General features: G+C 39.4%; 25 protein-coding genes and 1 other RNA gene. 5 read left to right on the top strand and 21 right to left on the bottom strand.

Annotated elements, in window-relative coordinates; all coding sequences use genetic code 11:
- Positions 1 to 313 precede the first annotated feature (313 nt).
- Positions 314 to 1,675, top strand: a complete 1,362-nt coding sequence (locus COJ96_RS07615; protein WP_098572351.1) for a sensor histidine kinase — start codon at positions 314 to 316, stop codon at positions 1,673 to 1,675.
- Positions 1,676 to 1,717: 42 nt separating this feature from the next.
- Here COJ96_RS07615 and COJ96_RS07610 read toward each other — a convergent pair whose 3' ends face one another.
- The 8 genes from COJ96_RS07610 to nadE form a co-directional block, all read right to left on the bottom strand.
- Positions 1,718 to 4,057 (bottom strand): immune inhibitor A domain-containing protein, encoded by a 2,340-nt coding sequence (locus tag COJ96_RS07610; protein ID WP_098572407.1) that lies wholly within the window; start codon positions 4,055 to 4,057, stop codon positions 1,718 to 1,720.
- Between the two features lie 419 nt (positions 4,058 to 4,476).
- The gene (locus tag COJ96_RS07605; RefSeq protein ID WP_026567831.1) at positions 4,477 to 5,994 is read right to left on the bottom strand and encodes a flotillin lipid rafts scaffold protein FloT; all 1,518 of its coding nucleotides are present in this window, start codon (positions 5,992 to 5,994) and stop codon (positions 4,477 to 4,479) included.
- 13 nt (positions 5,995 to 6,007) lie between these two features.
- Positions 6,008 to 6,550 (bottom strand): NfeD family protein, encoded by a 543-nt coding sequence (locus COJ96_RS07600; protein WP_098572350.1) that lies wholly within the window; start codon positions 6,548 to 6,550, stop codon positions 6,008 to 6,010.
- Positions 6,551 to 6,794: 244 nt separating this feature from the next.
- A complete protein-coding gene (locus COJ96_RS07595; RefSeq protein ID WP_098572349.1) occupies positions 6,795 to 7,529 on the bottom strand; it encodes an amino acid ABC transporter ATP-binding protein in 735 nt (244 codons plus the stop codon).
- A gap of 15 nt (positions 7,530 to 7,544) precedes the next feature.
- The gene (locus COJ96_RS07590) at positions 7,545 to 8,243 is read right to left on the bottom strand and encodes an amino acid ABC transporter permease (RefSeq protein ID WP_098572348.1); all 699 of its coding nucleotides are present in this window, start codon (positions 8,241 to 8,243) and stop codon (positions 7,545 to 7,547) included.
- On the bottom strand, positions 8,230 to 9,060 hold the full coding sequence (locus COJ96_RS07585; protein WP_306460584.1) for an amino acid ABC transporter substrate-binding protein: 831 nt from the start codon (positions 9,058 to 9,060) through the stop codon (positions 8,230 to 8,232). Before COJ96_RS07585 ends, COJ96_RS07590 begins: the two co-directional genes overlap by 14 nt.
- Before the next feature lie 107 nt (positions 9,061 to 9,167).
- Positions 9,168 to 10,598, bottom strand: coding sequence for an amino acid permease (locus COJ96_RS07580; RefSeq protein ID WP_098572347.1), 1,431 nt, complete (start codon positions 10,596 to 10,598; stop codon positions 9,168 to 9,170).
- A gap of 226 nt (positions 10,599 to 10,824) precedes the next feature.
- Positions 10,825 to 11,646 carry an ammonia-dependent NAD(+) synthetase gene (gene nadE / locus COJ96_RS07575; RefSeq protein ID WP_098572346.1) on the bottom strand — a complete coding sequence of 274 codons (822 nt, stop codon included), beginning with the start codon at positions 11,644 to 11,646 and terminating at the stop codon, positions 10,825 to 10,827.
- Positions 11,647 to 11,770: 124 nt separating this feature from the next.
- On the opposite strand from nadE, the gene COJ96_RS07570 reads away from it, so the two are divergent.
- Positions 11,771 to 12,283, top strand: coding sequence for an acyl-CoA thioesterase (locus COJ96_RS07570; RefSeq protein WP_098572345.1), 513 nt, complete (start codon positions 11,771 to 11,773; stop codon positions 12,281 to 12,283).
- A gap of 83 nt (positions 12,284 to 12,366) precedes the next feature.
- Here COJ96_RS07570 and COJ96_RS07565 read toward each other — a convergent pair whose 3' ends face one another.
- From COJ96_RS07565 to COJ96_RS07545, 5 genes are all read right to left on the bottom strand, one after another.
- On the bottom strand, positions 12,367 to 13,362 hold the full coding sequence (locus tag COJ96_RS07565; protein WP_257148462.1) for a DUF3231 family protein: 996 nt from the start codon (positions 13,360 to 13,362) through the stop codon (positions 12,367 to 12,369).
- Between the two features lie 116 nt (positions 13,363 to 13,478).
- Complete coding sequence (locus tag COJ96_RS07560) at positions 13,479 to 14,453, bottom strand: cation diffusion facilitator family transporter (RefSeq protein ID WP_098572344.1); 975 nt, start codon at positions 14,451 to 14,453, stop codon at positions 13,479 to 13,481.
- 337 nt (positions 14,454 to 14,790) lie between these two features.
- Complete coding sequence (locus COJ96_RS07555) at positions 14,791 to 15,024, bottom strand: group-specific protein (RefSeq protein WP_098572343.1); 234 nt, start codon at positions 15,022 to 15,024, stop codon at positions 14,791 to 14,793.
- 64 nt (positions 15,025 to 15,088) lie between these two features.
- Entirely contained in the window at positions 15,089 to 16,093 is a 1,005-nt protein-coding gene (locus COJ96_RS07550; RefSeq protein ID WP_098572342.1) for an AI-2E family transporter, read from the bottom strand.
- A gap of 95 nt (positions 16,094 to 16,188) precedes the next feature.
- Positions 16,189 to 17,205, bottom strand: coding sequence for a polysaccharide deacetylase family protein (locus COJ96_RS07545; RefSeq protein WP_098572341.1), 1,017 nt, complete (start codon positions 17,203 to 17,205; stop codon positions 16,189 to 16,191).
- A 246-nt stretch (positions 17,206 to 17,451) separates the two neighbouring features.
- Between COJ96_RS07545 and COJ96_RS07540 the strand changes: the two genes are divergently transcribed.
- Complete coding sequence (locus tag COJ96_RS07540) at positions 17,452 to 17,919, top strand: hypothetical protein (RefSeq protein ID WP_026567818.1); 468 nt, start codon at positions 17,452 to 17,454, stop codon at positions 17,917 to 17,919.
- 43 nt (positions 17,920 to 17,962) lie between these two features.
- Here the strand turns inward: COJ96_RS07540 and COJ96_RS07535 are convergent, their stop codons facing one another.
- From COJ96_RS07535 to COJ96_RS07525, 3 genes are all read right to left on the bottom strand, one after another.
- Positions 17,963 to 18,343 carry a 2Fe-2S iron-sulfur cluster-binding protein gene (locus tag COJ96_RS07535; protein WP_257148461.1) on the bottom strand — a complete coding sequence of 127 codons (381 nt, stop codon included), beginning with the start codon at positions 18,341 to 18,343 and terminating at the stop codon, positions 17,963 to 17,965.
- A 4-nt stretch (positions 18,344 to 18,347) separates the two neighbouring features.
- Entirely contained in the window at positions 18,348 to 19,196 is an 849-nt protein-coding gene (locus tag COJ96_RS07530) for a family 1 encapsulin nanocompartment shell protein (RefSeq protein WP_098572340.1), read from the bottom strand.
- 217 nt (positions 19,197 to 19,413) lie between these two features.
- A complete protein-coding gene (locus tag COJ96_RS07525) occupies positions 19,414 to 19,986 on the bottom strand; it encodes an IMEF encapsulin system ferritin-like cargo protein (protein WP_098572339.1) in 573 nt (190 codons plus the stop codon).
- Between the two features lie 197 nt (positions 19,987 to 20,183).
- Here COJ96_RS07525 and COJ96_RS07520 point away from each other — a divergent pair, with 197 nt between their 5' ends.
- A complete protein-coding gene (locus tag COJ96_RS07520; RefSeq protein ID WP_098572404.1) occupies positions 20,184 to 20,831 on the top strand; it encodes a spore coat protein in 648 nt (215 codons plus the stop codon).
- A gap of 115 nt (positions 20,832 to 20,946) precedes the next feature.
- Here COJ96_RS07520 and ssrA read toward each other — a convergent pair.
- The 5 genes from ssrA to COJ96_RS07495 all read right to left on the bottom strand — a co-directional run bounded on the left by ssrA (position 20,947) and on the right by COJ96_RS07495 (position 25,166).
- Positions 20,947 to 21,305, bottom strand: a transfer-messenger RNA (tmRNA) gene (gene ssrA / locus COJ96_RS07515).
- Positions 21,306 to 21,479: 174 nt separating this feature from the next.
- Positions 21,480 to 21,947 carry an SsrA-binding protein SmpB gene (gene smpB / locus COJ96_RS07510; RefSeq protein ID WP_026567812.1) on the bottom strand — a complete coding sequence of 156 codons (468 nt, stop codon included), beginning with the start codon at positions 21,945 to 21,947 and terminating at the stop codon, positions 21,480 to 21,482.
- A 90-nt stretch (positions 21,948 to 22,037) separates the two neighbouring features.
- Positions 22,038 to 22,268 (bottom strand): hypothetical protein, encoded by a 231-nt coding sequence (locus COJ96_RS07505; RefSeq protein WP_098572338.1) that lies wholly within the window; start codon positions 22,266 to 22,268, stop codon positions 22,038 to 22,040.
- A 41-nt stretch (positions 22,269 to 22,309) separates the two neighbouring features.
- Positions 22,310 to 23,908 (bottom strand): spore germination protein, encoded by a 1,599-nt coding sequence (locus COJ96_RS07500; protein WP_098572337.1) that lies wholly within the window; start codon positions 23,906 to 23,908, stop codon positions 22,310 to 22,312.
- Between the two features lie 58 nt (positions 23,909 to 23,966).
- Positions 23,967 to 25,166, bottom strand: coding sequence for a Ger(x)C family spore germination protein (locus tag COJ96_RS07495; protein WP_098572336.1), 1,200 nt, complete (start codon positions 25,164 to 25,166; stop codon positions 23,967 to 23,969).
- Between the two features lie 182 nt (positions 25,167 to 25,348).
- Between COJ96_RS07495 and COJ96_RS07490 the strand changes: the two genes are divergently transcribed.
- The gene (locus COJ96_RS07490; RefSeq protein WP_098572335.1) at positions 25,349 to 26,467 is read left to right on the top strand and encodes a GerAB/ArcD/ProY family transporter; all 1,119 of its coding nucleotides are present in this window, start codon (positions 25,349 to 25,351) and stop codon (positions 26,465 to 26,467) included.
- Positions 26,468 to 26,497: the final 30 nt, after the last annotated feature.

Genomic DNA, 26,497 nt, shown 5'->3' with positions numbered 1-26,497 from the left:
GTCTGTGATGTTTGTAACTTCACAAATTCACCACAAGTTCTTCATAACATCTTCAATTTTTCCGGGTAAGATGGGGGTGTAATTAGGAAGAGGCGATCACTAGAAGGACTCCCAAGTTTGTAGTGATTGCCTCTTTGATGAAGTACATGGTTTTAAGCCATCTTACTCATCCCAAATTTAACCTCTCTTTTTCATATATTTCGGGCGTCCCAACAGTGGGACGCCCCCATTTTTATTTTAAAAATTTGCTACAATATGAAGCTCTTCTAATGCGGTCGTTATAGTATGCTAGGAGTGTGAGGTGTTCGAATTTATGAATAAAATATCAATCAAGATTGGCGTTCTTTTTTTTCTAGCGATTTTTATATTAGAAGGCATTTCAATGGTTCTTTTGCATAATAATATCATTCATTCCCGGGTGCATGAGGCATTAACTTCACTCCAGACACGCGGAAATAATCACCGTGAAATCCTTGAGGCCTCTTTTCATGATGAAACGATTCGGCACATTGCCATGATGGAGGCGCGCACGGATACACAGGTGATTTTAACCAAACCGGATGGATCCATTTATATGTCTTCCAATCGAGTGACAGATGCTATGAAAAAGATTATGAGTACTAAGCAAAAACTAGTTCCGCACGCGGGCTTAATTTTAGAAGATGATTGGAAACATGCGGCCTATATCGCCTCAGTTAGTCCTGTAATGGTTGACAATACAATTACCGGATATGTCTATATGTTTCAAAATACCCAAAAAATTAAAGAGTTGATTTCCGGATTAAACCAACATTTCCTGATTGCTGGTCTGCTTTCCCTAATGTTCATGATTATTATCATTTTCACTTTAACAAGGTATGTCACCCACCCGCTGATTCAAATGAGTGAAGCTACCAAACGAATCAGCAAGGGTGATTTTTCCGTGTCTCTACCGAAGAGTGGAAAGGACGAAATCGGTGAACTTGGGGAATCGATTAAGGTGTTAGCAAGCGATTTAGAAATTCTAAAAAATGATCGAAATGAATTTCTCGCCAGCATCTCGCACGAACTCCGCACACCGCTGACCTATATTAAGGGATATGCAGACATTGCCCGCCGGCCAGAAACCATTCATGAGGACAGAGAGAAATATTTAAGCATTATTGTGGAGGAAACTGGCAAGCTATCGAAATTAGTGAAGGAATTATTCCATCTCGCAAAAATGGATGAAAATTCTTTTTCGATAAAAAAAGAAAAAGTTCATTTACTGCCTTATTTTCAAACGATTATCGAAAAAGTTACCCCTGCACTCAAAGAAAATCATATGGACCTTGTTTTAGAATGCTCTGAAGAACTTTATCTGTTCCTTGACCCCATTCGATTTGAGCAAGTCATTTTCAATCTGGTAGATAATGCCCGAAAATATTCTGAACCGAATACCACTATTCGGGTTGAAGTTAGCAACATAAGCGGAAAAGTTTATATTAAGATTCAAGATGAAGGAAGGGGAATCCCTGAAGAGGATTTACCGAGAATTTTTGATCGCTTCTATCGCGTAGATAAATCTAGGACACGTGCTCTTGGCGGAACAGGACTGGGACTGGCGATTGTTAAACAACTAGTTGAGGCACATGGAGGCACGATAAAGGTAATGAGTAAACCGAATATCGGGACTGCTTTTGAGATTAGTTTATAATAGACTAAAGACACCAGGCATGCCCGGTGTCTTTCGTATTGTTTATTTATGGATCCAAACCGCACCAGCAGAGTTGTCTTTTGCCTCACCGATGACTTGGAACTTAATCGGGTACTGAGCTGGAACTTTAACACCAGCATCAGGAATTTCTGCGTTGATATAAGTCTTTGTTGAATCAAATGTCGTTACGCCTGGAAGACCTTTGTAATCATAGATTCCGCGAGTTGGTGAATCAGCATACCATGCAGGTGACTTGTCTAATGAGAACGCTGCATCTGCAACTTGGTAGCGCGTCGTTTGAACGATAGAGTCAATACCATTTAGTTTAAACACAAGCGCTTCAGGATGAGAGTCCACTACACTTAGGAATCCTTCACCAGGGTGAACACCGCCCCAGTTATCTGTAAATGTATCGTCACCATACCAAACTACTAAACCAGTATTATATTTTGAACCGCGCGAGAATTGTAGAGCAATATCAGATCCCGCATAGTTTCTCCACTCTAGGTAGTAATAGTGTGGTTTGTTAATCCAGCCGTCAGAAACTTCGAAACCGTTTAATGCTACTTTTGCTTCCCCTTCTGCATCATCAGAGAATGCCACATTTCCATCCACTGTTAATTGAAGATCATCAAGTGCGAAACCGTCTGGTGCAAGACCGCCGTCGGTTACATAATTAAATACTAGTTTTACTTTCTGGCCAGCAAATTGGCTTAAGTCTAGGGATTTATCTTCCCACTCGCCTTGAGAAGTTTCAAAACCTCCTGCTGTATTTTGATCACCAATAGTATCAAGTGTTACACTCTGACCATCCTCAGTAACAGCCTTTACATATAGATAATCATAGTCAGTTTCAACTTTATAAAATTGTTTGTAATCAAATTTAGCAGAAGTAGCAGCTGTTAAATCAAATACTGGAGTTTCTAGCACAGTATTTAAGTCATCACCTTTTGTACTATAATAGTATTTTGCCCCAAATGCAGGTGCAATACCAGGAACCTTTTTCTTAGGTAAGTTTACCTTAACGATTCCAGGGTTCTTAGATTTTGTAACACTCTGATCGATTACAGCTGCTAAACCATTTTTATCGATATCTTCATAGTTTACTTCAGTAATATTAGCCCAGTTGCCGCCAATGGTTTTTTGATAGAATTCTTTGACTTGTGGAGAGAAACTTGGCGGCTGTGTCCCAGCAATATTACCGCTCCAGCTTCCGCCGCTCATGATTGACCATTGAGCAACCGTATCTCCATTGCCGGTGTATTGTGTGTCATATTCATCAGGAGCACCCAAGTCATGTCCATATTCGTGAGCGAAAACGCCGACTGCGCCGTCTTCGGGCTCAACCGTATAGTCATAGGCTGCCATTTGGCCTCCCCAGTAATCTACTGAAGCTGTAGTGTTAGCTACTGGATACACACCATTTAAAGTCCAACGATGTGACCAGATCGCATCATCTCCAACCACACCGCCGCCAGCTTCCTGGCCAACACCAGCATGAATGACCATCAAGTGATCAACTAAGCCATCCGGCTCGTTTTGATTACCATCACCATCTAAATCATATAAATCAAATTTATCATAGTCTGCTAAGTTAATGCCGGATGCGACAGCTGCATTAAGTGAATCCTTGATAAAACCACGTGCACCTTTTGTTCCAGGAGCATTATCATGGCCACTTTCACTATCGCCGCCATACTCGGCAGCTTTTCCTGGTACTGTTAACCAATCTGATACCGTACCATCAACCGTGTAACTGCCGCCAGATTGCTCTTCATAATATTGTTTAAATGTTTTAATCTTCTCACCGTTGAAGAGAGTGAAATCCTTATCGCCAAATAGCATTTTTTCATAGTGCTGTTTATTGAAGTCATCTGCAAACATATAGCCAGCTTCTTGTTCTACATTATTGTGTTTTAAATCCGCATATTCGACAAGAAGAACGAGTACTTTGTCTTCACGGACATCGCCGTTATAACCAGCCTGTTTAGCAGAATTTACTTTTACAGCCCCTGTTGGCTTGCCTTTTTTGAAATTTTCATGACCTTTATCAAGCTGCTTCGTAAGCTTGTCCTTTTGCTTTTTGACAAAGTCCTTTGCTTTTTTGTCAAACTCTTGCTGCTCTTTAGTTTGAGTCTTATTTGTTTTGCCAGGCTTTTCACCCTGCTTTTTCTTTATGTAGGCTTTTGCAGCTTTTGTAATTTCTTCTTTAGATGCGTTCTTCGCAACTAGTCCTCTCTTTTGCAATGCTGCACCTAGTCGATCAATATCAACTACATTCAAATCGATTGGAGCTGATGCAACTGTTGTTGCTGCCGATACCGTTTTTGGTGCGACAGTGCTTCCAGCGAATGCGCCTGCGAACATGGTAGTAGCTACCATTGTACTAGCTGCGAGGCTGGATAAGACCTTTAAAGTGGTTTTCTTCTTCAAATCTTAAACCCCCTATTTTATATAGATATAATTACATCGTTCTCTTGAAGAGTGATGCTTTGCCAGTTTATCAAATTTACTCGAAAATTGTAAATAGTCTAAATTTAATGAAAAATTCATATATTAAGCACTATATTGTACCTAATAATTGTAAAAAGAGAATTTTTCATACGAACTTAAACCCAGTAAAAGAGTTATTAAACATGCCTTTTATCCTTATTTTTCATGATGATTAAAAGTTTCCAAAGAAAGCGAAAGTTTCGGCAACCGAAATTTAAGCAGATAGACCTATATTCAACTCAGCTAAAAAATGAAAAACTTATCATAAAAACCTTATCATCAGTTGATAAGGTTTTTTGGGTGTAAAATTATTCAGCTTTTTTCTTAAATTCATCAGTTAATTCTTCAATGCTCTTCCTAACATTTCCTTTTCCAGAATAGTTTTCAATCAATTCCTTCACGTCGATTCCGCTCGAGGCTTTAAGTGATTCTTGCAGACTCGCCATTAGATTCGTTGCATAGCCGGTAATTTTATTGGCCCCGCCATTTTCTCCCGATCCGCCCGTATCGACGACTGTAATTTTATCAATATTGGACAGCGGGCTTGCCACTTGCTTGGCATATTCTGGCAGCATTTTGATGATCATGTCTAGAATTGCCGCTTGACCGAATTGTTCGAAAGCCTCGGCGATTTTTTCTTTCGCCTCTGCTTCAGCTAAACCTTTGAGACGAATAATTTCTGCTTCGGTTGCCCCTTGTGCTTTTTCCGCTTCCGCTTTGGCTAAACCATCCAAACGAATCCGCTCGGCTTCTGCTTTTGCCATTGCTTCGATCCGATACTTATTGGCCTCAGCCGCGGCTATTTCCTTGGCCTTATTTGCAGCGGCCGATTGTTCGACGGAGTATCGGTCAGCGTCTGCCTTTTTCTTCACTTCCGAATCATATTGCCGTTCGCGGCGTTGAATTTCTTTTTCCTCTAATTCAATTTGTTTTTGTCTTTCAATAATTTTAATTTGCATTTCTTGTTCCATTACATCTTGTTTGGACCTGGCTGTTTCCAGGTCGTATGCTTGGTCAGCACGTGCTCTGGCAATATCTTGTTCACGTCTAAACTCTGCCACTTTTAACTGATTGACTTTTTCCGCCTCAGCAATTTCTGTGGCTCGCTCTAATTCATTTCGTTTGGCTTCTTTGGCTGCCTCCGCTTTTTTAATACGGGTTTCTTTTTCTGCTTCGGCTGTAGCAATATCTGCATCTCTTTTGACTTGGGCAATCCGGGGTTTACCTAGTGAATCCAGGTACCCATTTTTATCACGGACGTCTTTAATCGTAAATGATACAATGACCAAGCCCATTTTAGCGAGATCCTGTGAGGCAACCCTTTGGACCTCTTGGGAGAATTTATCACGGTTTTTATAGATTTCTTCTACAGTCATCGAGCCAAGAATTGACCGCAGATGTCCTTCAAGAACTTCCCTTGCTTCATTCTCACGGTCTTCCTTTGGTTTTCCGAGGAACTGTTCCGCGGCTGTCGCAATTTCACTTATCGATCCACCGATTTTAATAATCGCAACCCCATCAGCCATAACCGGTACACCTTGCTCGGTATACACCTCTGGTGTCGTTACTTCTAGTTTACTAGATAGTAAGCTAAGCGGCTTTGCCTGTTGGAAAACTGGCAAAATAAACGTACCGCCGCCGCGGATGATTTTGACTTTATTCCCAGACTCGTCAACATGGACATTTCCATTGCCAAGGAAGCTTCCTGTCACGATCAAGGCCTCATCCGGTCCTGCCGTTCTGTATTTTGTGATGAAAACGCCGATTAAGGCTAAAATAATAACCACAACAATTCCAATGATGATCCAAATAAAATTAAATTCCATCTCTTAACCCCCCCTATAAAAAGCTTTCTAGTTGATGATGAACCGTCACCTGCAGGACACCCTTTTCTACCTGCACAATCAGCACTTTTGTCCCACTCTTGATGAGGTCACCATCAAAACTCGCTGCTGGCTTAGCAATTCTGCCGCTTGTACTGTCAATCATCACTTCCCCAAAACCATCAACAGGAATGGTCGTGATCACCGTCCCCACTCGGCCCCGCAAGTCTGATTCTTTATAGACAAGTGATTCCTCAGCAGACGAGAGAGGAATGAGCACAAAGACATTTAATAACGTCACAACAATGAACGCAATCACGGCAGAAATGCCTAAAATAAGTAAATAGTGAATAGATGAGAGCCTTTCAAACAGATAACCGCTTGCTGACAGAATAGTCACGAAAGCAAAGACTAAGACAGGATTTAGAAAATTGAATCCATCGCCAGCCCCATGAAAATGAAAAACATCGGCAAACAAAACATATAAAACTGTGACTATTCCCGAGATTATTAATCCATATAAATAAATCGTTTCTAAAGGAATGCTGAATGGTTCCATGCGCATCCATCCTTCTTATTTATTTATCATTCTAATTATACGAAACACCACCCTCATCCATATGCATCCATCCCTTCCTATGTATCTACCTTTTATACGGTTGAATAATGAAAAAGTTTCATCTTTTTCTATAATTTACCTATTTTATTAAATATTTCGATAGCTCTAGTTGAAAATCCTGCCAAGCTGATAGTATCATTGTCTTACAAAATAAAAAAGTGCCATAGCATTTAGCTACAACACCTTATTGAATCATATTCAAGAACTTCTTCGTTCGTTCTTCTTTTGGATTGGTGAAGATTTCTTCTGGCTTGTTCCTCTCGACAATCACACCTTGATCCATGAAAATAACCTCATCTGCCGCTTCACGGGCAAAGCGCATTTCATGGGTGACCACAATCATTGTCATGCCTTCCCTAGCCAGGTCCTTCATAACTTTTAACACCTCACCGACAAGTTCGGGGTCAAGTGCAGAAGTAGGCTCATCAAAGAGCATCACTTCCGGTTCCATGGCAAGTGCCCGGGCAATACCCACACGTTGCTGCTGACCGCCGGAAAGCTGAGCGGGAAAATAATCCTGCTTATCACCTAGTCCAACTTTTTCAAGGAGTGCCTGGGCTTTTTTCCGTGCCTCCTCTTTTCTCTCCCCTTTGACAATAATCGGCCCTTCCATAACATTTTGAAGTGCAGTCTTGTGCGGGAACAGATTATAGCTTTGAAAAACCATTCCGGTTAAGCGACGGAACGAGGAGATTTGTTTTTTCGGGACATTTTTCGAAAAGTCCAAGCTCTGTCCCTCAATGGAAATGACTCCTTGATTCGGAGTTTCGAGTACATTTAAACAGCGGAGCATCGTGGTTTTACCTGAACCGGATGGACCGATGACAACAACCACTTTTCCCTTTTCAACGAGAAGGTCGATACCTTTTAAGACCTCTAATTGACCAAATTGCTTATATAATCCTTTAATTGAAATCATCGTATAACTCCCTCATTAAGACGTATACCGGTCCATTCTCTTTTCCAAGGATCCTTGCAAGATCGAAAGGAAAAAGCAAATAACCCAATAAATTAGCGCTGCTTCTACATATACCAATAAAAATTCATAGGTAGTTGAAGCAATTTCTTGAGCCCGGCGAAACATCTCTGTTACAAGGACAACTGATGCAAGTGAAGTGTCTTTTACAAGACTAATAAAAGAATTCGATAATGGCGGTATAGATACTCTTGTTGCCTGCGGCAGGATGATTCTTTTCAATGCCTGGTTGTAGGTCATTCCAATTGAATAAGCTGCTTCCCATTGTCCCTTAGGAATGGAGATAATTGCAGCCCGAATAACTTCTGAAGCATAGGCCCCAACACTTAGGGAAAAACCAATGACTGCGGATATAAATGGATCCAAGGTAACTCCTATATTAGGAAGTCCATAGAAAATTATGAATAACTGAACAAGTAATGGTGTTCCGCGAATGGCTGAAACATATACCCTGGCAATTCCTTGAAATAGTTTTCCGTGAGAAATTCGGGCAAGCGCGGTGAGCACAGCCAAAATAATCCCAATTATAAATGAAATGATGGTTAATGGAATGGTATTCATAACAGCACCCTCCAGCAGCGGCTGGAGGGAAGTCTTTGCAATCTCAATTAACCTGTCCATTCTTTCTGGGTCAGCAAAAATACTATTTAAGTACATCTTCACCAAACCATTTCTCAGAGATTTTTTTGTAGGTGCCATCGTCAATTATTTCTTTTAGCGCCTTGTTTACTTCATCTACGAGTGTGTCGCTATTCTTTCTAAACATGAACCCACTGGAAGAAGCATCATCAGCTGTTGCCACAACCTTAATTGGCGCATCAGGCTTCTGTTTTTTGTAATCTAAAAATGAAAGCTTATCATTAATCGTCACATCGACACGTTTTTGGGCAAGAAGTTCAACTGCTTGTTGGAAACCATCCACTCCAACTATTTTCGCTCCATATTTCTTTGCCATATCTGCGTAATTACTTGTCAATGATTGAGCTGCATTTAGACCTTTAATATCTTCAAAGGCTTTGACTTTATCGTTATCTTTATGGACAATCAGGACACCTGCGGATGTAATATATGGATTAGAGAAATCATACTTCTCTTGACGGTCTGGGCGAATCCCAACTTCGTTAGCAATCATATCAAAACGCTTGGCATCTAATCCTGCAAACATCGCATCCCACTGTGTTTCTTTAAATTCAGGTTTTACCCCAATACGTTTAGCTACCTCTTTCGCAAGGTCCACGTCAAATCCAGTTAGATTGCCGCTAGTGTCATGGAAAGTGAATGGTGGATACGTACCTTCTGTACCTATTAATAATTTTCCCTCATCTTTTACCTTTTTCAATAAATCTTTATCTGCCTTTTCAGCAGTCTTGTTGTCAGCTTTGTTTTTATCTTTATCGGCATTATCCTTGCCGCAAGCTGACAGGACAAACATAAAACTTAATAATAGTGCAAAGATGATGGTAAGTTTTTTCACTGATGTAACCCCCTAATTTTGATTGTTCTTATCGAAATTATCATTATTTTACCCCTAATTTACAAAATAAAACCTATCAGAGGCGTTCTGATAGGTTAAATAAAATATTATGCTGATAAAGCTTTTTTGCGTTCGACCATTACTTCCTTTTTTCTTCTCAACAGTGGACCATAAAAGAGGATACCGCTCGCAAGTAAAATCATTCCGTAAGTGAAGGTTTTAAAATCTGCCGTTCCAGCGATAATCACCCATACAGAATAAATAGTGGAAAGCAGGGCAATCAGACCGTCTGTAATTCTCGAACGATCGCCATTATAGGTCTCCCCGGTTACAACTAATTTCAATTGATAGACGGAGGAGATAAAGTAAGGTACCAAGTATGCTAACGTTGCAATAACAATGACAAATCCAAAGGCGTCAGAAATGGAACTTGAAACCGTTGAAAAGATAAACAGTTGACCTAAACCATTTGAGACAATCATAGAAAATAATGGAAGACCTTTTTTGTTCTCTTTTTTAAATGCAGGAATGAATAATCCCTGCTTTGCCGCTTGAAAAGGGACTTCCGCACTTAGCATTAACCAGCCAATCGTTGAACCAAACAAGCTAATTAACCCAATCCCGGCTAAAACTTTCCCGGCAATTGGTCCTAAAACTGATGAAATGGCATCAATGAGCGGCTTATCTGAATGGATAAGCGTGTTTTGATCTAACATTCCCATCACTAAAGTGCTGATACCGATGTAAATTCCAAGAGCGATAAATAAGCCCAGGATTGTCGCACGTTTCACATCCATTTGTTTTTTCGCACGAGATGCAAACACAACGGCAGATTCCACACCAATAAATGCCCACAAGGTATTAACAGCAGCATTCTTTATTTGGCTCATCATGCCAATCGTATGGCCGGCCTCATCCATTCTAACGGCCATAAATGGAAGGATATTGCTTTTTTGAAAGGCAAATAAGCCGACAAGAATGATAATAAAGAATCCGGCAACCTTCGCTGCAGTTGCTATAAAATTCAACTTTCCCGCACTTTCCATTCCTCGCAGGATGATGAAGTGAGTTCCCCATAGCAGCAGGGAACAGACAAGAAAAGTTAATCCATTACCGACCTTAAGTGTAAATCCGCCAATCGTAAACCAGTCTGCTTGGCTTGTTAAAATAGGGAAAAAGGTTGATAAATAACCCGCAAAGGTGGTAATCATTGCAACATTCCCAGCTAGATTACCTATCCAGTATCCCCAAGATGACATAAAACCTGATAAAGTGGAAGCATGTGATCCTGCTTTAAATAGTTCCTTCGCATAAATTTGTGGACCGCCAGTTATATTTGGTTTTCTGTTCGCAAGGTTACCAAATACAAGAGCGGTCATTAATACACCAAGTCCTGTTACAAGCCATGCTGAGATGACACCAGCAGGACTAGCTGCTTCAGAAAGCGAGCTTGGCAGCATAAATATCCCTGACCCGACCATGTTTCCGACAACAAGAGCGGTTAATACCCAAAATCCTAATTTATTAGCGTTCCCCATGGTGTAATCCCTCTCTTTAATTCGTGTGATTTATTTTAAAATAATGATCTTTTAGTGTTTTGTTGAATAAATATTAATTTGCTTTATAAATATAGAACCCGGACAGGATTGTGTCAATGGAAATTTTATTCTAATAAAGTATTAGAGTGGTGAATTAGTCAGACATCTAATCAATTTTTCGAAATATAAAAAGAGACTGCTCATGTAGCAGTCTCCTGTCTGTAGATTATTTCCACCACTCATCGAACATCGTTGTTGGCAGTTGGCGTTTATGTTCTGTCATTAGGTAGCGTTTTTCTATTTTATCAGCAACCTCTTTTGAAACAGACTTCCCTTCCAAATAGTCATCAAGTTCATCGTAGGTAATCCCTAATTCTGTTTCGTCGGCCTGACCAGGCTTTTGATCCAGAAGGTCCGCCGTAGGTGTTTTTAAATATAAGCGTTCGTCCGCACCTAGTTCTTTTAATAGGACTTTCCCCTGCCGCTTTGATAATCCGCTCAGCGGAAGAATATCTGCCCCGCCATCACCGTACTTCGTATAGAAACCTGTTACTGCTTCCGCTGCATGGTCTGTGCCAATCACAAGCAGACCTTCCATGCCGCCGACTGCATATTGAGCAATCATCCTCATCCTTGCCTTGACATTTCCCTTTTGATAATCACTTAACGGTGCCCCTTGATAGCTGGCATCATATTCTTTTTGGACTTCATCTACTGCTGATTTAATGTTAAAAACTGTCTCCCGATCGGCGCGAATAAAAGCTAACGACCGTTTAGCGTCTTCCTCATCATGCTGGATGCCATATGGCAGACGGACAGCGATAAACAAAGCTTCTGTCCCTTCATTCCGAAGCTCCTCCACCGCTAGTTGGGCGAGTCGCCCAGCCAGAGATGAATCCTGCCCCCCGCTTATTCCCAGTACATAGCCCTTGGCCTTCGTCTTTAACAGGTATTTTTTTAAAAAATCGATCCGTTTTCTAATTTCCTCTTGCGGTTGAATCGTCGGACTCACATTTAGATCCTTCATAATCTGTGCTTGTAAACTCATTTCTGTACCTCCTGACAAACAATCTATATATTAACTAATGTACCACAAATGTTTAGATTTCACTAAAACGGTGAGAAAATAGTAAAATGGGTAAATTAACAAAGACATTTCAGGAGGGATTAGGATGGAAGCAAAAACATGTAATGAGACTCGGGTGGTAAGAACGAGCAGGATTTTTCCTAATGATGTAAATAACCATAATACTTTGTTTGGCGGGAAGTTAATCAGCGATATCGATATGATCGCCTCCATTTCTGCGGTCAGACATTCAAGAGCGGAGTGTGTCACGGCTTCAATTGATTCGGTCGACTTTCTTAGTCCGATTACACCAAAGGATTCTGTATGCATTGAAACGTATGTTTCTTCGACAGGAACCTCCTCGATGGAGATTTTCGTTAAAGTAATCGCGGAGAATCTCATGTCAGGGGAGAGAAAAATTGCAGCCACCGCTTTTTTAACCTTTGTCGCATTAGATGACAACGGCAAGCCAACAAAGGTGCCAGGTATCATCCCCGAAACGGAAGAAGAAAAAAAGCTGTTTGAAACAGGAAAAGAAAGAGCAGCCAAGCGGAAAGAACACAGAACAAGCAGCAAAGACCTCGCAAGCGTACTAACAGTACATAAACCATGGGAATAAGAAAAGCGCAAGCGTCTTGATCAGGGGATAGACAATAAGAAAAGCGCAAGCGCAGAAAAGGTTCGCGAAATTCGCGAACCTTCTTATAATTTCTGGAGATCCCTTCGACTTGGCGCATGCGGCGGCAGTTGGGCCCAACCTCGATCAACCATAAGATCAAAACCTTTAGCCGAATAAACCATAATTTCCAGAATGTACTTTTGATAATAGGAAGCCAAATCTGATCTCATTGACAATGACAATGCATGCCCAATAAGGGTAATGTCTATAGCGTTCAATGAATGGAAAAGTGTGACCACAAGTTTATCTGAAAAAGGAGAAACTGTAGAATCCGTCACTTCCATACTTGTTGACACATTCCCAAGCAGCTCCTCTTTCAAAAGGATATCGTTGAAGGTTTTGATTTGCTTTTCAGATATTTTCTTACCTTCCTCAATATAATGATGGATTTCCTTGTCTGAAACCACCTGAAGTAATCCCGTACATAGGAGGATTGAAAAATAATTCCGTTCGGTATTAAAATGAATTTCTGTAATTTCAGCCACGTTTAACGGTCTTTTTTTCCCGAATCCACTTAAATAAGACAGTTTTTCAATGTATTTCACATCTTTCGGATAGGGAATCATCGGCGGACGGTCATAGGTTCCTTTCGAAAGCATAAGATTTGTGGATTCCTGGTATAACAAAGAATTTTGCTGAACCATCGTAACAAAGAAATCCATCACATCTTTTCTAGCTACATTTGCCGTGATAAAACCGGTGTTAATCATACTCATGCGGCTCATCATATAAATAAAACTGAGGCCAAACATATCATAAAATAATGGCGGGGCAGATAAATTAAGATCCTTTTCAGAAAATCCATCAGGAATTGGAATGCCTTCCTTATTTAAAATGGTCGTGATCTTTTGAATATGGCCCTCAGATATTTCATATGCCTGTTGGAGAATTTTTTTAATCTCTTCATCTTGATTGTGATGAAGAAAATAGATAATCAAACAAACTGACATATTCTCCTGAATATACGTAGCCCATAATCCCCCGATTTCCGCACTAGTTAAGCGTATATTGTGTTCCACCCTTAGTTCCCCCCTAAATATCCTTACAGAATAGAATTCCACTTAAAAACGGCTTTATTCGTTCTGTTAAGACCGAAGAAAGTCCAATTGTGTTTTATCTACGGTGGGGGCATTCTCTAATTGGCGGTTGATCCACTTCGTTCCTTCCAAGTCATCACTTCATCTTCCTCGTCAATCTCAATCGTCACATCAACGACGCCTTTTTCTGCCATGATTTTTTCTTCTAATCGATCTTTGATATCATCTGCTGCAGCCACTGTTAATTTTGGATCGACTTCGATTTCTAATTCAACATGCAGATCCTCACCCTCTTTAATGACGGTGATTCCTTGAATATCCTTAACATCAGGATCCTCCATCACAAGTGTGCCAATTTTGTTTTCCATTTCTTCATCTGCTTGACCAAGGACCCCTGCCGCATTATCCAAAAAGACCCTGCCAACCACAAAGAACATCATTGCGCCTATCAGCATAGAGGCAAGCCCTTCAATTTGGTGGAATGGCGAATAATGAGAAATGACGACCGCTATAATCGCTAATAAACCACCCATGGTTGCAACTAGATCTTCCATAAAAACCAGTTTTGTTGCAGGTTTAGCTTTTCCTAAATTGGCAAAGCTTTTTGTAAACACTTGAAGTCCAGTTGCCTCAACCTCAATATCATGTAAAATCTCTTTCATTGCTTTAAATAAAACAAAGGTCTCTAGAAGGGTTGCAACAGCTAACACGACCAGGTTAATGGCAAAACCGCTGGACACTGTCGGATGGACCACATGGTGGTACCCTTCTTTAATGGTTTCAAATGCCATAATTCCGACGATTAATACGGCACCCAAAAGAACAAGGTTGACTAAACGGCCAAAGCCATTGGGATATTTTTCGGTCGGTGCCTTTTTACTTAAGGCTGAGCCGACAAACACGAAAAACTGGTTTGCAGCATCACCAAGGCTGTGCATCGTTTCTGCAAACATAGCCACATTGCCTGTAAACATAAAGGCGATCCCTTTAATAATGGAAATAATCGTATTAATGATAGCTGCCAATAAGGCGGATTTATTGCCTCGCTTTAATAACTGTAGAAGTTCGCTCATTATATCCTCTTTTCCTAAATAAAGTTTGATTTTCTTAATATTTTCAAAAATAACCTATTTCATTATAACTAACTTTTTACAACAAGGAAGGGAAATTGTTCCAAACTGATGATAAAATAAGATCAACAACCCATTGGAGGATGAGAAATGACCTTAGATGAAATCATGTGGAAACTTGCTGAACTGGGGACAGAACAAACCAAAAAACCCCTTGTAAAGTCCCTGTTGCCACTGACTATATAAAAAAAATCGTAGGCCGTAATAAAATTGGTATCAAAAGAAAAACATGTATTTGTTAAATCATAAGGGCCCTATTATTCTATAGGGCCCTCAATTATTACAGATTCTTCAACACCAAAAATAAGCGGTTGTTTCTGGTTTCTTGTTCTTCTTTGGTAGCTAAATCGTACTTTTTAAGCAAATGAAATACCTCATTTAAGAGGTCCTGTGTATGTTCTTTTTCAAAGAATTGATTAAATAATGGCTTCATCTCTTCCGGAAGAAAGGACGCTTGTGATTCATACTTACTTTTTACTTCTTCCTGGCTATGGTTAAGTTTACATTCGCTCATGTGATTTCCCCCTTATCCTTCATACCTCTAGTATAGACAAAAAAAGCCCATACCATGGGCTTTTTTATTTAACCTTCTTACTCTCAGTTACTTCTAACACATCCAATAGGAAAACAAAGACGGGAATCCCAACGATCAAGCCCCACACACCAAAAAAGTGCTCGGAGAAAATCAATACAAGGAATGTATAGAAAACCGGTAGATTTGTTTTTGAACTCATTAAATTTGGATTTAAAATATAGGCTTCGATGCCATGAATAATCATTATCGCAATGCCCACGTAAAGAACAGTGGCCATACCGCCGATGCTATAGGCAATGATTGTAAGTGGAATCAATGAAATAATGACACCTGCAACTGGGATCAGACCCAAAACAAAAATCATGATGGATAGTCCGCCAAGCTGTGGGAAATCCAATATCCATAAGGAGATGGTGGTTAAAATACAATTCACAACAGCTATGATTAGTTGGGCTTCAATTACTTTACCAAATGTACCCACAAACTTTCGAGCAAAAAATTCCACTTCAGTGTAAATAGATGCAACTTTACTAGTTCTAAATTTCTTCGTAAATTCAATCAAACGCGGTTTTTCTAATAAGAAGAACAAACTCATTAACAGAGCTAATAAAATTTGTAAACCAATTTTACTAATATCCGTAAAGTACTTAAATACAAAGGTAACTCCTTGCTCTAAGTAACTTGAGATTTTAATTTCTTCCATTCGACTGACAATATAATTCAGGACCAAGTTATCGTGCTTTGCTGTATAAAAAGCAGTCAACTGCTTGATTAATGCAGTGATTTCACCTGCAATCATTGGCAGGTACATGACCAAACCATAAGAAAGCAAACCAACAATACTTGCATACGAAATAACAACAATCAACTTTCGGTTAATCGGTATTTTTCCTTCTATGAAATACACTAACCGATCCATCAAAAAGGTAAAAATGAACGTAAGCAAGATTAAGTTGATCATTGACTTCATGGCATAAATTAAGATGGCAATTAAGACAAAAATAGATATTCTCTTGAACCCTGTACTCTGAAGTAATTTATTGATCATAGGCTATTATCGATCCCCATTATATTCGCTATATTTACATAAGAATTTTATTACAATAAATTGATTATACCAAATCTACAGATATATTGTCTGTTTTAAAATTGGACTGGCTCAGTTGATTTTTCAATGGGTTTTCCCTCATACCCATGTTCCTTTAAATAGGCTAGAAGCTTTGGCAAATGGGCTAGTGTTTCCTTTCGCTCATGTAAAAGGATGACAAGCGGTCCATTATGATGTTTCATCTGTTCAATTTGATCAATAACACTATTTACATAGCGTTTATCCTTATAATACCAATCCTTACTATCAATATTCCAATCCCACATTATATACCCCTTTTCCTTCACAGCCTGTTTATACTCGTCTGTCATCTTTGGGGCACTGCCATAAGGAGTTCTCATGATATAAGAATTGACACCTGATACCTTCTTTAAGGTGTGACGGTTTTGGTTTAGTTCACTCAGCACGGTTTCTTTAGATTTATAAAATTCCTTTTGACTGTGTGAGACACTATGTAGTCCAATCGTTTCGCCTGATTCAACCATTAATTTGACTGATTCAGGATATCTCTTAATATTCCCATCAATCATAAAGAATGTAGCTTTAAATTGATACTTCTCGAGTTGTTTGATGATTTGTCCGGAAAAGGGTGCAGGACCATCATCAAAGGTTAAATAAACTATTTTCTTTCCACTGTTTCTTAGTTGTGTAATGTTTGCTTTATCTGGAGCTGCATTAGATTTCTTTGACGGTGGTTGAGAAGAAGTTTTATCTTTTGTGGTGGGTTGTGCCTCCGTATCAGGAGTACGATTATTGGGCACCTTACTAATCTCACGTTCTTGCTCGTTTCTCTTATGTAATGCTTCCTCTTGTTGTTTTTGCATTCGCTCTTTTTCTGACTTTAAGTCCTTCGTATTTCGTACAATTGTTTCTGGGCTTACACTTTTTTTCACAGGCAGATTAGTATCCTTATTTTTTTGAAGATTATTAGATTCTTTGCTTGCTGCTTTTGCTTGAAAATAATTACTAACGAAGATCCCCGCAAATAAAAAAGTAACAACAACGACGGCAATTATCGTTCCCTTCGACCAATTGCTTCTCAGATTCCCCATTGATCAATCCCTCTTCGATGTTTTTTATTTACTACCTCCATTATAGACGATGTTTTGACCAAAGTGTTACCAAACTATGAAAATATTACAATTTCATTTACAAGATAATATTCTTATATTTGTAAACTAGAGTTCAGTTGTTTTGTTTCAAACTGCTTCCACATTTTGGTGCCTGACACCCATTGACAATGATTCTCATTATCTTTAATATAAAGGTACAGAGATTAAATTGGAGGGGGATTCAACATGTTTAACATGCTATATGGGTTAAAGGATATTCACACGGTTATTTCTAATCAACGGAAAATCGGCGGTGCGGCTGAAGCTGATTCGATTCGGTTATCATCGGGTGAAACCTATCTAAACCCCGTGTTTACGAATGTTGATCTCTCAAAAGGTCATTATGTATCTGTTGGTTTTATTGACCAAGATGGTGCGAATGTGATTACACATGTTGATCAGATTGCTGTGATCAAAGGCTTGCAGCACAAATTAATTTGCCAGCTGAATAATACTTATATTAAACAGTATTTACTGCATGATACATTGAAGTATTTACAGAAGCTATGTGAAGTGAATAACGGTTTTGTCACTACGTCTTTCAAAAAAGAAGCGTTGAAACTTGTGCGAGATATTAGTGTGAAAGAATTAAAAAACCACAATATCTCGCTTCCATTCCCAGTTGAAGATAAGTTAGTGCAATTATATGCTTAATAAAAACGAGGTCCCACTTCAACAGTGGACCTCGTTTTTTTGTCTATAGGATGACCGCTTGGCAGGCTAATCGATAGCCGTTGTTTACTTCAGGGCCAAGTTTTTTATGCTCTTGTTCATTCGGTTTGGATAGCTTTAAACCTTGAAGGACTTGTACCGTACATTGACCACAGGTCCCTTTTTGGCATTTATAGTTGATGTCTTTGCCTTGGTTTAGAGCGGCATCAAGTAATTTCCCCTTTTCCGGAACGATTTCAAATTTATTCGACCCTTGAACCACGATTATTTTTTCTAGATTCGTTTTGCTTTCACCGGATTGTCTCGTAGTTTCTCCTTTTTCAACATGAGTCCGAGTAGGTGGGTTCATAACAGGCACAATTTTTCCAGGAATGAGCGAGCCTACTGTAAAAACTCGATGATTCACTTGATTAATCCTCTATTGCTTCTAGTGTGCAAATAGCCCCAGGCCGCTTAATTCTTAATACCGCAGTTTCATATACACGAAACGGGTGATTCATCCCTTCCACACCCAAGTAGGCTGTATCAAAATCCTCGGAAACGGCAAGGTCTAAGTTGTTTCGTCCAGTGTTAAGGATGACACCTGTTCTCCCTTTTAAAACGGGCGATTGGAACACACCATCAGTCACTAGCTCTCGGATATGTTCAATTTCTAACACATTGGTGTCTTTATGGACTCGATGGATTAGGGAGTAGAGTTCCGGTGATAGAACAAGGGCAAACGGACCATGATGATTCATTTCGAGCAATTTATTTCTAGCATCGACTATATCATGAAAAGCTGCTCCGGATTCATACCATTCCCCAATTAAGTGCGTCAGCCTGCCTTGGACATTCATTAATCCCGGGATATCAAACTCTCTTGCCCCATGAAAAATCATCTGATCCTCCAGATTAGCTACATCTCGGGCAGCGTTGGCAGCTGATGAAAAATCAATCGGAATATCGAGTGTCTTCGTCTGTTCGATATCACGCCAATAGAGGACGAAATCCTTATAAAGTAAAGGAATCGTGTGATTTACTCGTTTGCTGGATTCGACAATCGTCTCAAAGGAGCCTTGAAAATCCATTTTTGCTTCCATATTTTCAAAAAAGATATCATTTGGGATACTCTGTATGCCTCGTCCAAGCGGACCATATAGTTCAATAAAGCGCCGGCCGACTAACTGTCTCCGTGCTGACTCAATGACCGTTTGATCTAATTGGCTGAATTCTACTTCATTTAACGGTGAATCTGGATATAAGTGCAATTTGCTCATTTGTTTTTCCTCTCTTGTTCAAGTGGTTATATTTTCGAATAGGGTTTGGTAAGTGGAGTCTGATGATTTCGCCAAGTTGGATTGTTATATCGCCGATTTCAGCTTGGATTTCGCGAAGTCTGGAAATGATTTCGCCAAACCTAAAAGGGATTTCGCCAAATTCACCATTTATTTCGCCAATCACCAATATTCGTATAAATTCTTATGTAAAAAATACCTAAATTAAGCTCCCCACCGTAAACCCCTTTTTATATTTAGCTGGAGACACAACTGGGGCTGCTGTATGTGTGTTACCTGACCGGTCTAAGTGATCATGGTCGTGATCATGATGGGCATGCGGGTCGACGTAGTCATTATCAAACCTTTTATTGATGTCGATCAACATCGCTTTGACTTGCTGATAATCCTGATAGGATACCTCCCGTAATTGGTTCAGCATGGTGCTTCGTTCTTCGTCAGTAAAGCGAAATAGCGCTAAATCCAGGTGCTCCACAAAATTATGTAATCCGAATTTTTCAAGATTTAGCTCTTGAAGAAGCCGATTAAACTCATTATTGGTCGGCGCAAAATCCTTCTCATCTTTTTCATTTTCAAACTTACTAATAAGTGGAATGAGCTCAACTAAACGAGAAAGCCTCTGCTCCTCTTCTTCAAAAATATGATGATAATAAAGCCGTTCGTGGTCATCGGTGGCATTTTGAATAACCGGGTCGAGCATATTCATAAATTTTTCAATCGCATCTTTGGTAGTTGTAAAAATATGATAAAAAATCTTTAATTCCTCTTTCATCGTAAGCACCCCTAGTTCGTTAACTACTGTCATTATTGACGCGAACAAGAGCTTTTAATACCTAATTATTCGGTATTAATTTATGAATTGTAACAATTCACTCACCGTTTATTGACAGTATTTACGAGCATAACTCATCTTTCTTGAAACATAATAAATATGGTTATGCCACTACCTTTAGGAGGGGATTCAAAATGATGCAAAATCAACAGGGGATTATGCACCAAAATATGCATACAGGAAATGTTCCTCAACAATTAAATCACGGCGGTCATGAAGTGTTTGATGTCCATGAAGTGTTATCAGGAGCAATTGGGGCATTGGATCAATACATGTTATTACGTCCACATGTAAAAGACCCAGAATTACTCGATATTCTCGATCGCCAATATCAATTTATGCAGGATGAATATAACATTACGGTCGAATGTTTCAAATCTGGACAGAATCCTTCTAAACCAACACAGAGCTATAAAATGAATCAAGGAAATGATTTTGTTTATGGGTTAAAACCATCCCAGCCGAAAAAGCCTGCGCAATCCGTTTCAGAGCTTACGGATGCATGCGTTTCCAGCATGATGCTTGGCTGTGTAAAATCAGGTGCATCGATAAAGACAATGGCTGCCTTAGAAGTGACCAACCCGGTTGTTCGTCGGGTGCTAGCAGACTCGGTTCCGAATTGCATTGAAATGGCCTATGAAATCTCGATTTATCAAAATAAACATCACTATTATCAGGTTCCACAGTTGGCCCAACAGGATATGAATCAACTGCTTAATGCCTTCGCCCCTGCGCAGGGAATGCCGCAGATGAACAATATGAATATGAATAACATGAATCATTAGAATAAAGACCGATTAAGACAAAAAGCTATCCTTCCCTGTAAATAGAGGGAGGATAGCTTTTTGTCCAAATATAAGAAAAGACCAGCATCTCTGCTGATCTTTTCTTTCCACTATGTAGTGGAGACGGTGGGAATCGAACCCACGTCCAAAGATATCGCCACTTAAGCTTCTACGAGTGTAGTCGATATATTGGTGTTTCGCTGAGGCCATATGCCTATCGACCGGCGTCCGGTCAGCTAGCCTGGTTGTTCTCTTCCTTCATCCTCAGGCGGTGGAATCCGGCGTAGCCCACTTAGAGTGAGTCCCTTACCCTACCACATGGGCAATGGAGGGAGGAACCGCTATGCAGTATTAAGCTGCGAAAGCGAGGTTGTTGTTAGTTTTGCCAGTTATGGCTTTGACGTTTTAACGAGGCCGATCCCCTCGACTCGCGACCTAAGCTCAAACTACCCCTGTCGAATCCGTAGCGTCCCCATAATAAAAGGAGCTGCAATCTAATCAAAGATTAAAGCTGTAGACGTTAGGATGCTCAGACAATTGTCCTTGAGCAAAGTATCTCATCGCTAACTTAGCGACAAACTTATTATAACATACTGTCCGCATTTTTCAATTGTAAGTAACTGTAAAATAATTTCCAGTTCACTCCGATTACATCTTCTGACGATCGCGGAAAGCTCGTTCAATTTCACGCTTGGCCTCTTTTTGCTTCAAGGATTCACGCTTATCGTAATTCTTCTTCCCTTTCGCAAGCCCAATTAACACTTTGCAAAAACCATTTTTCAAGTAAAGCTTTAATGGAACAAGCGCATAACCTGCTTCTTTTGTTTCACCGATTAGTTTATTAATTTCACGCTTATGGAGTAATAGCTTTCGGGTTCGTAATGGGTCATGATTGAAAATGTTCCCTTGTTCATACGGACTGACATGCATCCCGAAAAGTATGGCTTCCCCATTTTGAATCCGTGCATAGGCATCCTTAAGATTCACTTTTCCCCCACGAATTGACTTAATCTCGGTCCCCTGCAGTACAATTCCCGCTTCATAGGTTTCTTCAATAAAATAATCATGATAAGCCTTTTTGTTTTGCGCAACGACTTTTCCTTCACCTTTTGGCATATGATTCACCTCTACTTATGGCATTAATTGTAGCAGAAATCAAATTCCATAACAATTAAACTATACCTAAAAAAGGCATGCGCCAAACGGTCACTTTAATAAATTCTCTATCATGCTGGCAAATGGTTTAAAAAGGACTGTTAACCAATCTAGTGGATTAGGCAACCTCATACCCAGAGCTTGTGCAATACTTAGCATGGTTCCAAATAGCAGGAGAATAGAAAAAATCCATAGCTCTTTTTTTAATTTTTTTCTCAACAAATGAGGTACATCAAACGCAATAATTACAGCGGAAATGACTAAGATACCTGCAACAGCCACTAGTCGTCAACTCCTTATTCCATTATAGTTAATTAAAGGCGCTAGATTTTATCTTGAGGGGGTTTTGGTGCCGAATTATGTTCTCGGCTTATGTTTTTTTGACTGATAAGACGCGGGCGTGAAAACATCCCCCACCAAGGTACTCGGATAATCGTATCCTTTAAGTCTTGAGGGATTAATGGACCCAGAGGACTCATATATGGAATCCCAAAAGAACGCAGGCTGCACATATGAAGGATAAGTGATATTAATCCGACAAGTATACCTACTAAACCGAATGAAGCAGCAAGCCCCATCATGGGGAACCGAAGGACTCGCAGTGACATGGACATGGCCACAGAAGGAAGTATAAAGCTGGAAATCGCGGTGATTGCCACAACAATGACCATGGCAGCCGAAACGATTCCAGCCTCAACTGCTGCAGTACCAATGACTAATGTGCCTACTATAGAAATTGCTGAGCCTATAGCCCTTGGCATTCGTAAACCAGCTTCCCGTAAAATTTCAAATGCTACCTCCATCATTAGAGCCTCAATAAATGCTGGGAAGGGTACACCCTCGCGTTGGGCAGCAAGATTAATCAACAGTTCGGTGGGTATCATTTCCTGATGATATGTAGTAATAGCTATATATAAAGATGGTGCCAAAAGTGCAATCATGATACTAAAAAAGCGAAGCATTCGAATGAGAGTACTTATATCGGCACGCTGATAATAGTCTTCTGCCACTTGTAAAAAAGAAACGAACAGTGCTGGAACAATCAACACATTCGGTGACCCATCCACTATTATGGCGACTTTTCCTTCTAGGAGGTCAGCAGAAATCACATCAGGCCGTTCTGAATAATAGATAGTTGGAAACGGACTGTAGGTTTTATCTTGAATTAATTCCTCAATATAACCACTTTCCAATATGCCATCAATGTCAATCCGGTCTAGACGCTCGTGAACTTCCTGGACCACCTTTTCATTTGCAATTCCATTGATATACATAATTGCGACATCTGTTTTGGTCATTTCCCCAATGTTCTTTGTAGCCATCCATAGATTCGGTGATTTTATCTTTCGGCGAATTAATGCCGTATTCGTTCGGATGCACTCCGTGAAGCCTTCCTTTGGCCCCCGAACGACCGTTTCAGAGGTGGCTTCAGTTACACTTCGTTCTTTCCAGCCACGCACACTGATGATGAATCCTTGAGAGTGTCCGTCTAATAAGAGAATAAGATCCCCTGATAATAATGAATTGAAAAGAGAGCTGTACTCCGTAACATCCTTTATTGAACCAACTGTAAGAATTTGTTCCTTTAATACTTTTAATAAATTCATTGTTGGAGAAGGGGATAAATCAGTTTCGAAATCGATTTCTAACATTATCGGTTCTAGAACAAAATGTTGAATGGCATCCGTATCTGCTAATCCATCCGTATAGAAAATGCCTGCTTTAACAGATTCCTCTTTCCCAATCTGTATTTCCCTAAACACGATGTCGTTGCTATTTCCGAGTATTTTTTGTACATAGTTTTTGTTTTCTTCAAGACTATGTTTTAAATAGTTATTTTCTTTCTTTGTACCTTGATCATCTTTCTCTAACTTGAATAGGTCCAAGCTGTTTTTAATTTTCGGTTTCTTAAATAAACTCATCAACTGCCCCCCTCTCAGTACCGCAAGAATTCGGATATTGCTGTATGATCAAACAAAATTACTTTATGTCTTTGACAAATGAATTTCCACTTGTTCCGATGCCACGGATTTTTCCATCTATTTTAATATTTACCTTCAAGTCCTCGAATTTTTTATCCCAATCTATTTTTAGTTTTTCCCATGCATTGGGATCCGCCCTATGAATCGCTTCTCCAAATCCAAAAATGTCAACTTTATTTTTTTCTTGAACTTGTTTTATGGCCGTTTGAATCATTTTTTTCGTTCCAGTTTCGTAGATTTTCTCTAACTGACGAATCGATTTTGATTTTTTCAAGTCAATGCCGCATTGTACTTCAGCTACTTTGCCATCCACACGCACATTTACATCAATTTCAGGTTTTCCATTTCGTATTTTCCCCTTCACTTTCGATTCTGAATCCGTTATTTGAAAAACGAATTTCCCGCCATTCGGACATGGAACAGCCCCAACAGAACCTTGTTCAAGATTGGTAACAATCGTATACGTTTTACTTTGAACTTCATTTAACCAACCTATTAATTTATCCCCATCAAAAACCGCTAATTCTTGAAAAAACAACCTAGCAGGCGGATTGATTGTTTCTACATTTTGGTTGCTGGCGGAAGTTCCATTTTCGCCTTCTAACTTTATATGGATACCAGTTAACACCGCCTGTTTCCCTTCACTTACCATATTTGCAATTAATTCATCTAACGTCACATATCTAGTTGCGGACCATGCTTTTGCTGAGACTTCAAGAGTATTAAACATTTTATTGGCCGGTATTCTGACTAAAGATGTTTGCACCTTTAGTACATCTTCTGCCATCCGTCCCTTAGCTACAGCAATGTAAAAATCTGATCGCATTTCCCAATCTCTTGAAAGGAGATCTAATGGTTTTCCGATCCCTTCTTTTGCTAATTCCTCTCCAATCACCAGGATTCGGAGATGTGAAGGATAAATTCTCCTTGGAGCTTCTTTGGTCATTTTTCGAAATGCCTCTAGTAGGGTTTTTCCCTTAGCTTGAAAGATGATTACCGGTGCATTTCCTCTTGCTTTATCAGTAATTTCCCCTGGATTCACTACTTGGGCAGTTACAAGATATTGTCCATCTGTACTGCGATCGATTCCCATAGCCAGAGTTATAGCAAGTTCATTTAATTCTCGTCGATTCCAACAGCCTGTAGTGAGTAATAAAATTGCAATCAATAAAAAAAAAATTTTTATTCTCTGTGTCATGGATTACGACCCTCTCCATTTATTTAAACATTCTATAATGGAAAACGTTTATTGGATAATTCCCCAATATCATTATCTACGATTTCTATCAGAGAATAATATTTCCATTTTTTGAAGAAAATATAAACTGACAATTATCTATTTTTTTAACTAGATTAAATAAATGAAAAGGATAAAAAACAATGCAGAAGGACGGTAAAATATCGGTTGCTCAATTTACAATATTAGTCATACTAGTAACAATCGGAAGTACGATCTTAAATGCACCGGAAAGATTAATTTCTTATGCAAGACAAGATGCGTGGATTTCCGTTATTCTTGGCATCATAATTGGATTATTGATTATGTGGTTGTATCACACCCTTGGAGTTCGTTTTCCCAATATGACGCTAGTCGAAATGAATGAAAGACTGTTAGGAAAATGGTTAGGCAAAATCGTTTCTCTCTTTATCAGTTGCAGCTTGTTCCTTTCTGCAGCTACACTGCTATTTTTTTTAGGAGAGTTTCTGACCGCACAATTTATACCGGAGACCCCTATTGAGGTGATTCATATTCTCTTCATATTAATTGTCATTCAAGGGGTACGTCTGGGCATAGAAACAATAGCACGTGCTGGAGAAATAATATTTCCGTGGTTCATAATGATTTTTACTATTTTTTTCCTTTTTCTTTCACCGAAAGTTGAAGTTCAGAATATTCAGCCTGTACTAGAGACTGGGATAAAACCCATCCTATCAGCTACTTTAACGTATTTAGAATTTTCCTCCCTATCGCTAATCTGTCTGCTAATGGTTTTTCCTGCTTTTATTAATCAACCTAAACGGTCCTTTAAGGCTTTTTTTCTCGGGAATTTAATTGGAGGGATTTTTCTATTATTCATTACTCTTTTTAGTATTTTAGTTCTTGGGGTGGACAATTCTGTAAGGCTTTTGTATCCAAGTTATGCACTAGCTAGGAAAATAAATGTAGGGGGATTTGTTCAACGATTAGAAGCAATGCTTGCCGTACTATGGTTCGTTTCACTTTATTTCAAAATGACTATTTATTTTTTTGGGTCTGTCGTTGGATTTGCCCAAATTTTAAATTTAAAAGATTACAGACCGCTGACATTACCTTTAGGCATGATTTTAGTTGTCCTTTCTTTGATCATATTCCCAAATGTCACCTACTCTGAGTCAGATACAGGTATGCATGTTTGGATTCCACTTATGCTGACAATCGGCCTTTTTTTACCATTATCCTTATTATGTGTGGATTTCATTCGAAAAAGAATCGGCAGGAAAATAACAGTAAAAAATTAGGACACAGATAAAAGAAAAACACACGAGAAA

This window comes from Bacillus sp. AFS073361, assembly GCF_002567005.1.
Lineage (GTDB): Bacteria > Bacillota > Bacilli > Bacillales > Cytobacillaceae > Neobacillus.
The sequence above is the reverse complement of the archived record's forward strand: the minus strand, read 5'-3'. Positions and strand labels throughout refer to the sequence as shown.

Excerpts from the sequence above, each read along its gene's own strand:
- COJ96_RS07615 (WP_098572351.1), top strand. The coding sequence starts at position 314 with ATGAATAAAATATCAATCAAGATTGGCGTTCTTTTTTTTCTAGCGATT.
- COJ96_RS07610 (WP_098572407.1), bottom strand. The coding sequence starts at position 4,057 with ATGGTAGCTACTACCATGTTCGCAGGCGCATTCGCTGGAAGCACTGTC.
- COJ96_RS07605 (WP_026567831.1), bottom strand. The coding sequence starts at position 5,994 with ATGGAATTTAATTTTATTTGGATCATCATTGGAATTGTTGTGGTTATT.
- COJ96_RS07600 (WP_098572350.1), bottom strand. The coding sequence starts at position 6,550 with ATGGAACCATTCAGCATTCCTTTAGAAACGATTTATTTATATGGATTA.
- COJ96_RS07595 (WP_098572349.1), bottom strand. The coding sequence starts at position 7,529 with ATGATTTCAATTAAAGGATTATATAAGCAATTTGGTCAATTAGAGGTC.
- COJ96_RS07590 (WP_098572348.1), bottom strand. The coding sequence starts at position 8,243 with ATGTACTTAAATAGTATTTTTGCTGACCCAGAAAGAATGGACAGGTTA.
- COJ96_RS07580 (WP_098572347.1), bottom strand. The coding sequence starts at position 10,598 with ATGGGGAACGCTAATAAATTAGGATTTTGGGTATTAACCGCTCTTGTT.
- nadE (WP_098572346.1), bottom strand. The coding sequence starts at position 11,646 with ATGAGTTTACAAGCACAGATTATGAAGGATCTAAATGTGAGTCCGACG.
- COJ96_RS07570 (WP_098572345.1), top strand. The coding sequence starts at position 11,771 with ATGGAAGCAAAAACATGTAATGAGACTCGGGTGGTAAGAACGAGCAGG.
- COJ96_RS07560 (WP_098572344.1), bottom strand. The coding sequence starts at position 14,453 with ATGAGCGAACTTCTACAGTTATTAAAGCGAGGCAATAAATCCGCCTTA.
- COJ96_RS07555 (WP_098572343.1), bottom strand. The coding sequence starts at position 15,024 with ATGAGCGAATGTAAACTTAACCATAGCCAGGAAGAAGTAAAAAGTAAG.
- COJ96_RS07550 (WP_098572342.1), bottom strand. The coding sequence starts at position 16,093 with ATGATCAATAAATTACTTCAGAGTACAGGGTTCAAGAGAATATCTATT.
- COJ96_RS07545 (WP_098572341.1), bottom strand. The coding sequence starts at position 17,205 with ATGGGGAATCTGAGAAGCAATTGGTCGAAGGGAACGATAATTGCCGTC.
- COJ96_RS07540 (WP_026567818.1), top strand. The coding sequence starts at position 17,452 with ATGTTTAACATGCTATATGGGTTAAAGGATATTCACACGGTTATTTCT.
- COJ96_RS07530 (WP_098572340.1), bottom strand. The coding sequence starts at position 19,196 with ATGAGCAAATTGCACTTATATCCAGATTCACCGTTAAATGAAGTAGAA.
- COJ96_RS07525 (WP_098572339.1), bottom strand. The coding sequence starts at position 19,986 with ATGAAAGAGGAATTAAAGATTTTTTATCATATTTTTACAACTACCAAA.
- COJ96_RS07520 (WP_098572404.1), top strand. The coding sequence starts at position 20,184 with ATGCAAAATCAACAGGGGATTATGCACCAAAATATGCATACAGGAAAT.
- smpB (WP_026567812.1), bottom strand. The coding sequence starts at position 21,947 with ATGCCAAAAGGTGAAGGAAAAGTCGTTGCGCAAAACAAAAAGGCTTAT.
- COJ96_RS07500 (WP_098572337.1), bottom strand. The coding sequence starts at position 23,908 with ATGAGTTTATTTAAGAAACCGAAAATTAAAAACAGCTTGGACCTATTC.
- COJ96_RS07495 (WP_098572336.1), bottom strand. The coding sequence starts at position 25,166 with ATGACACAGAGAATAAAAATTTTTTTTTTATTGATTGCAATTTTATTA.
- COJ96_RS07490 (WP_098572335.1), top strand. The coding sequence starts at position 25,349 with ATGCAGAAGGACGGTAAAATATCGGTTGCTCAATTTACAATATTAGTC.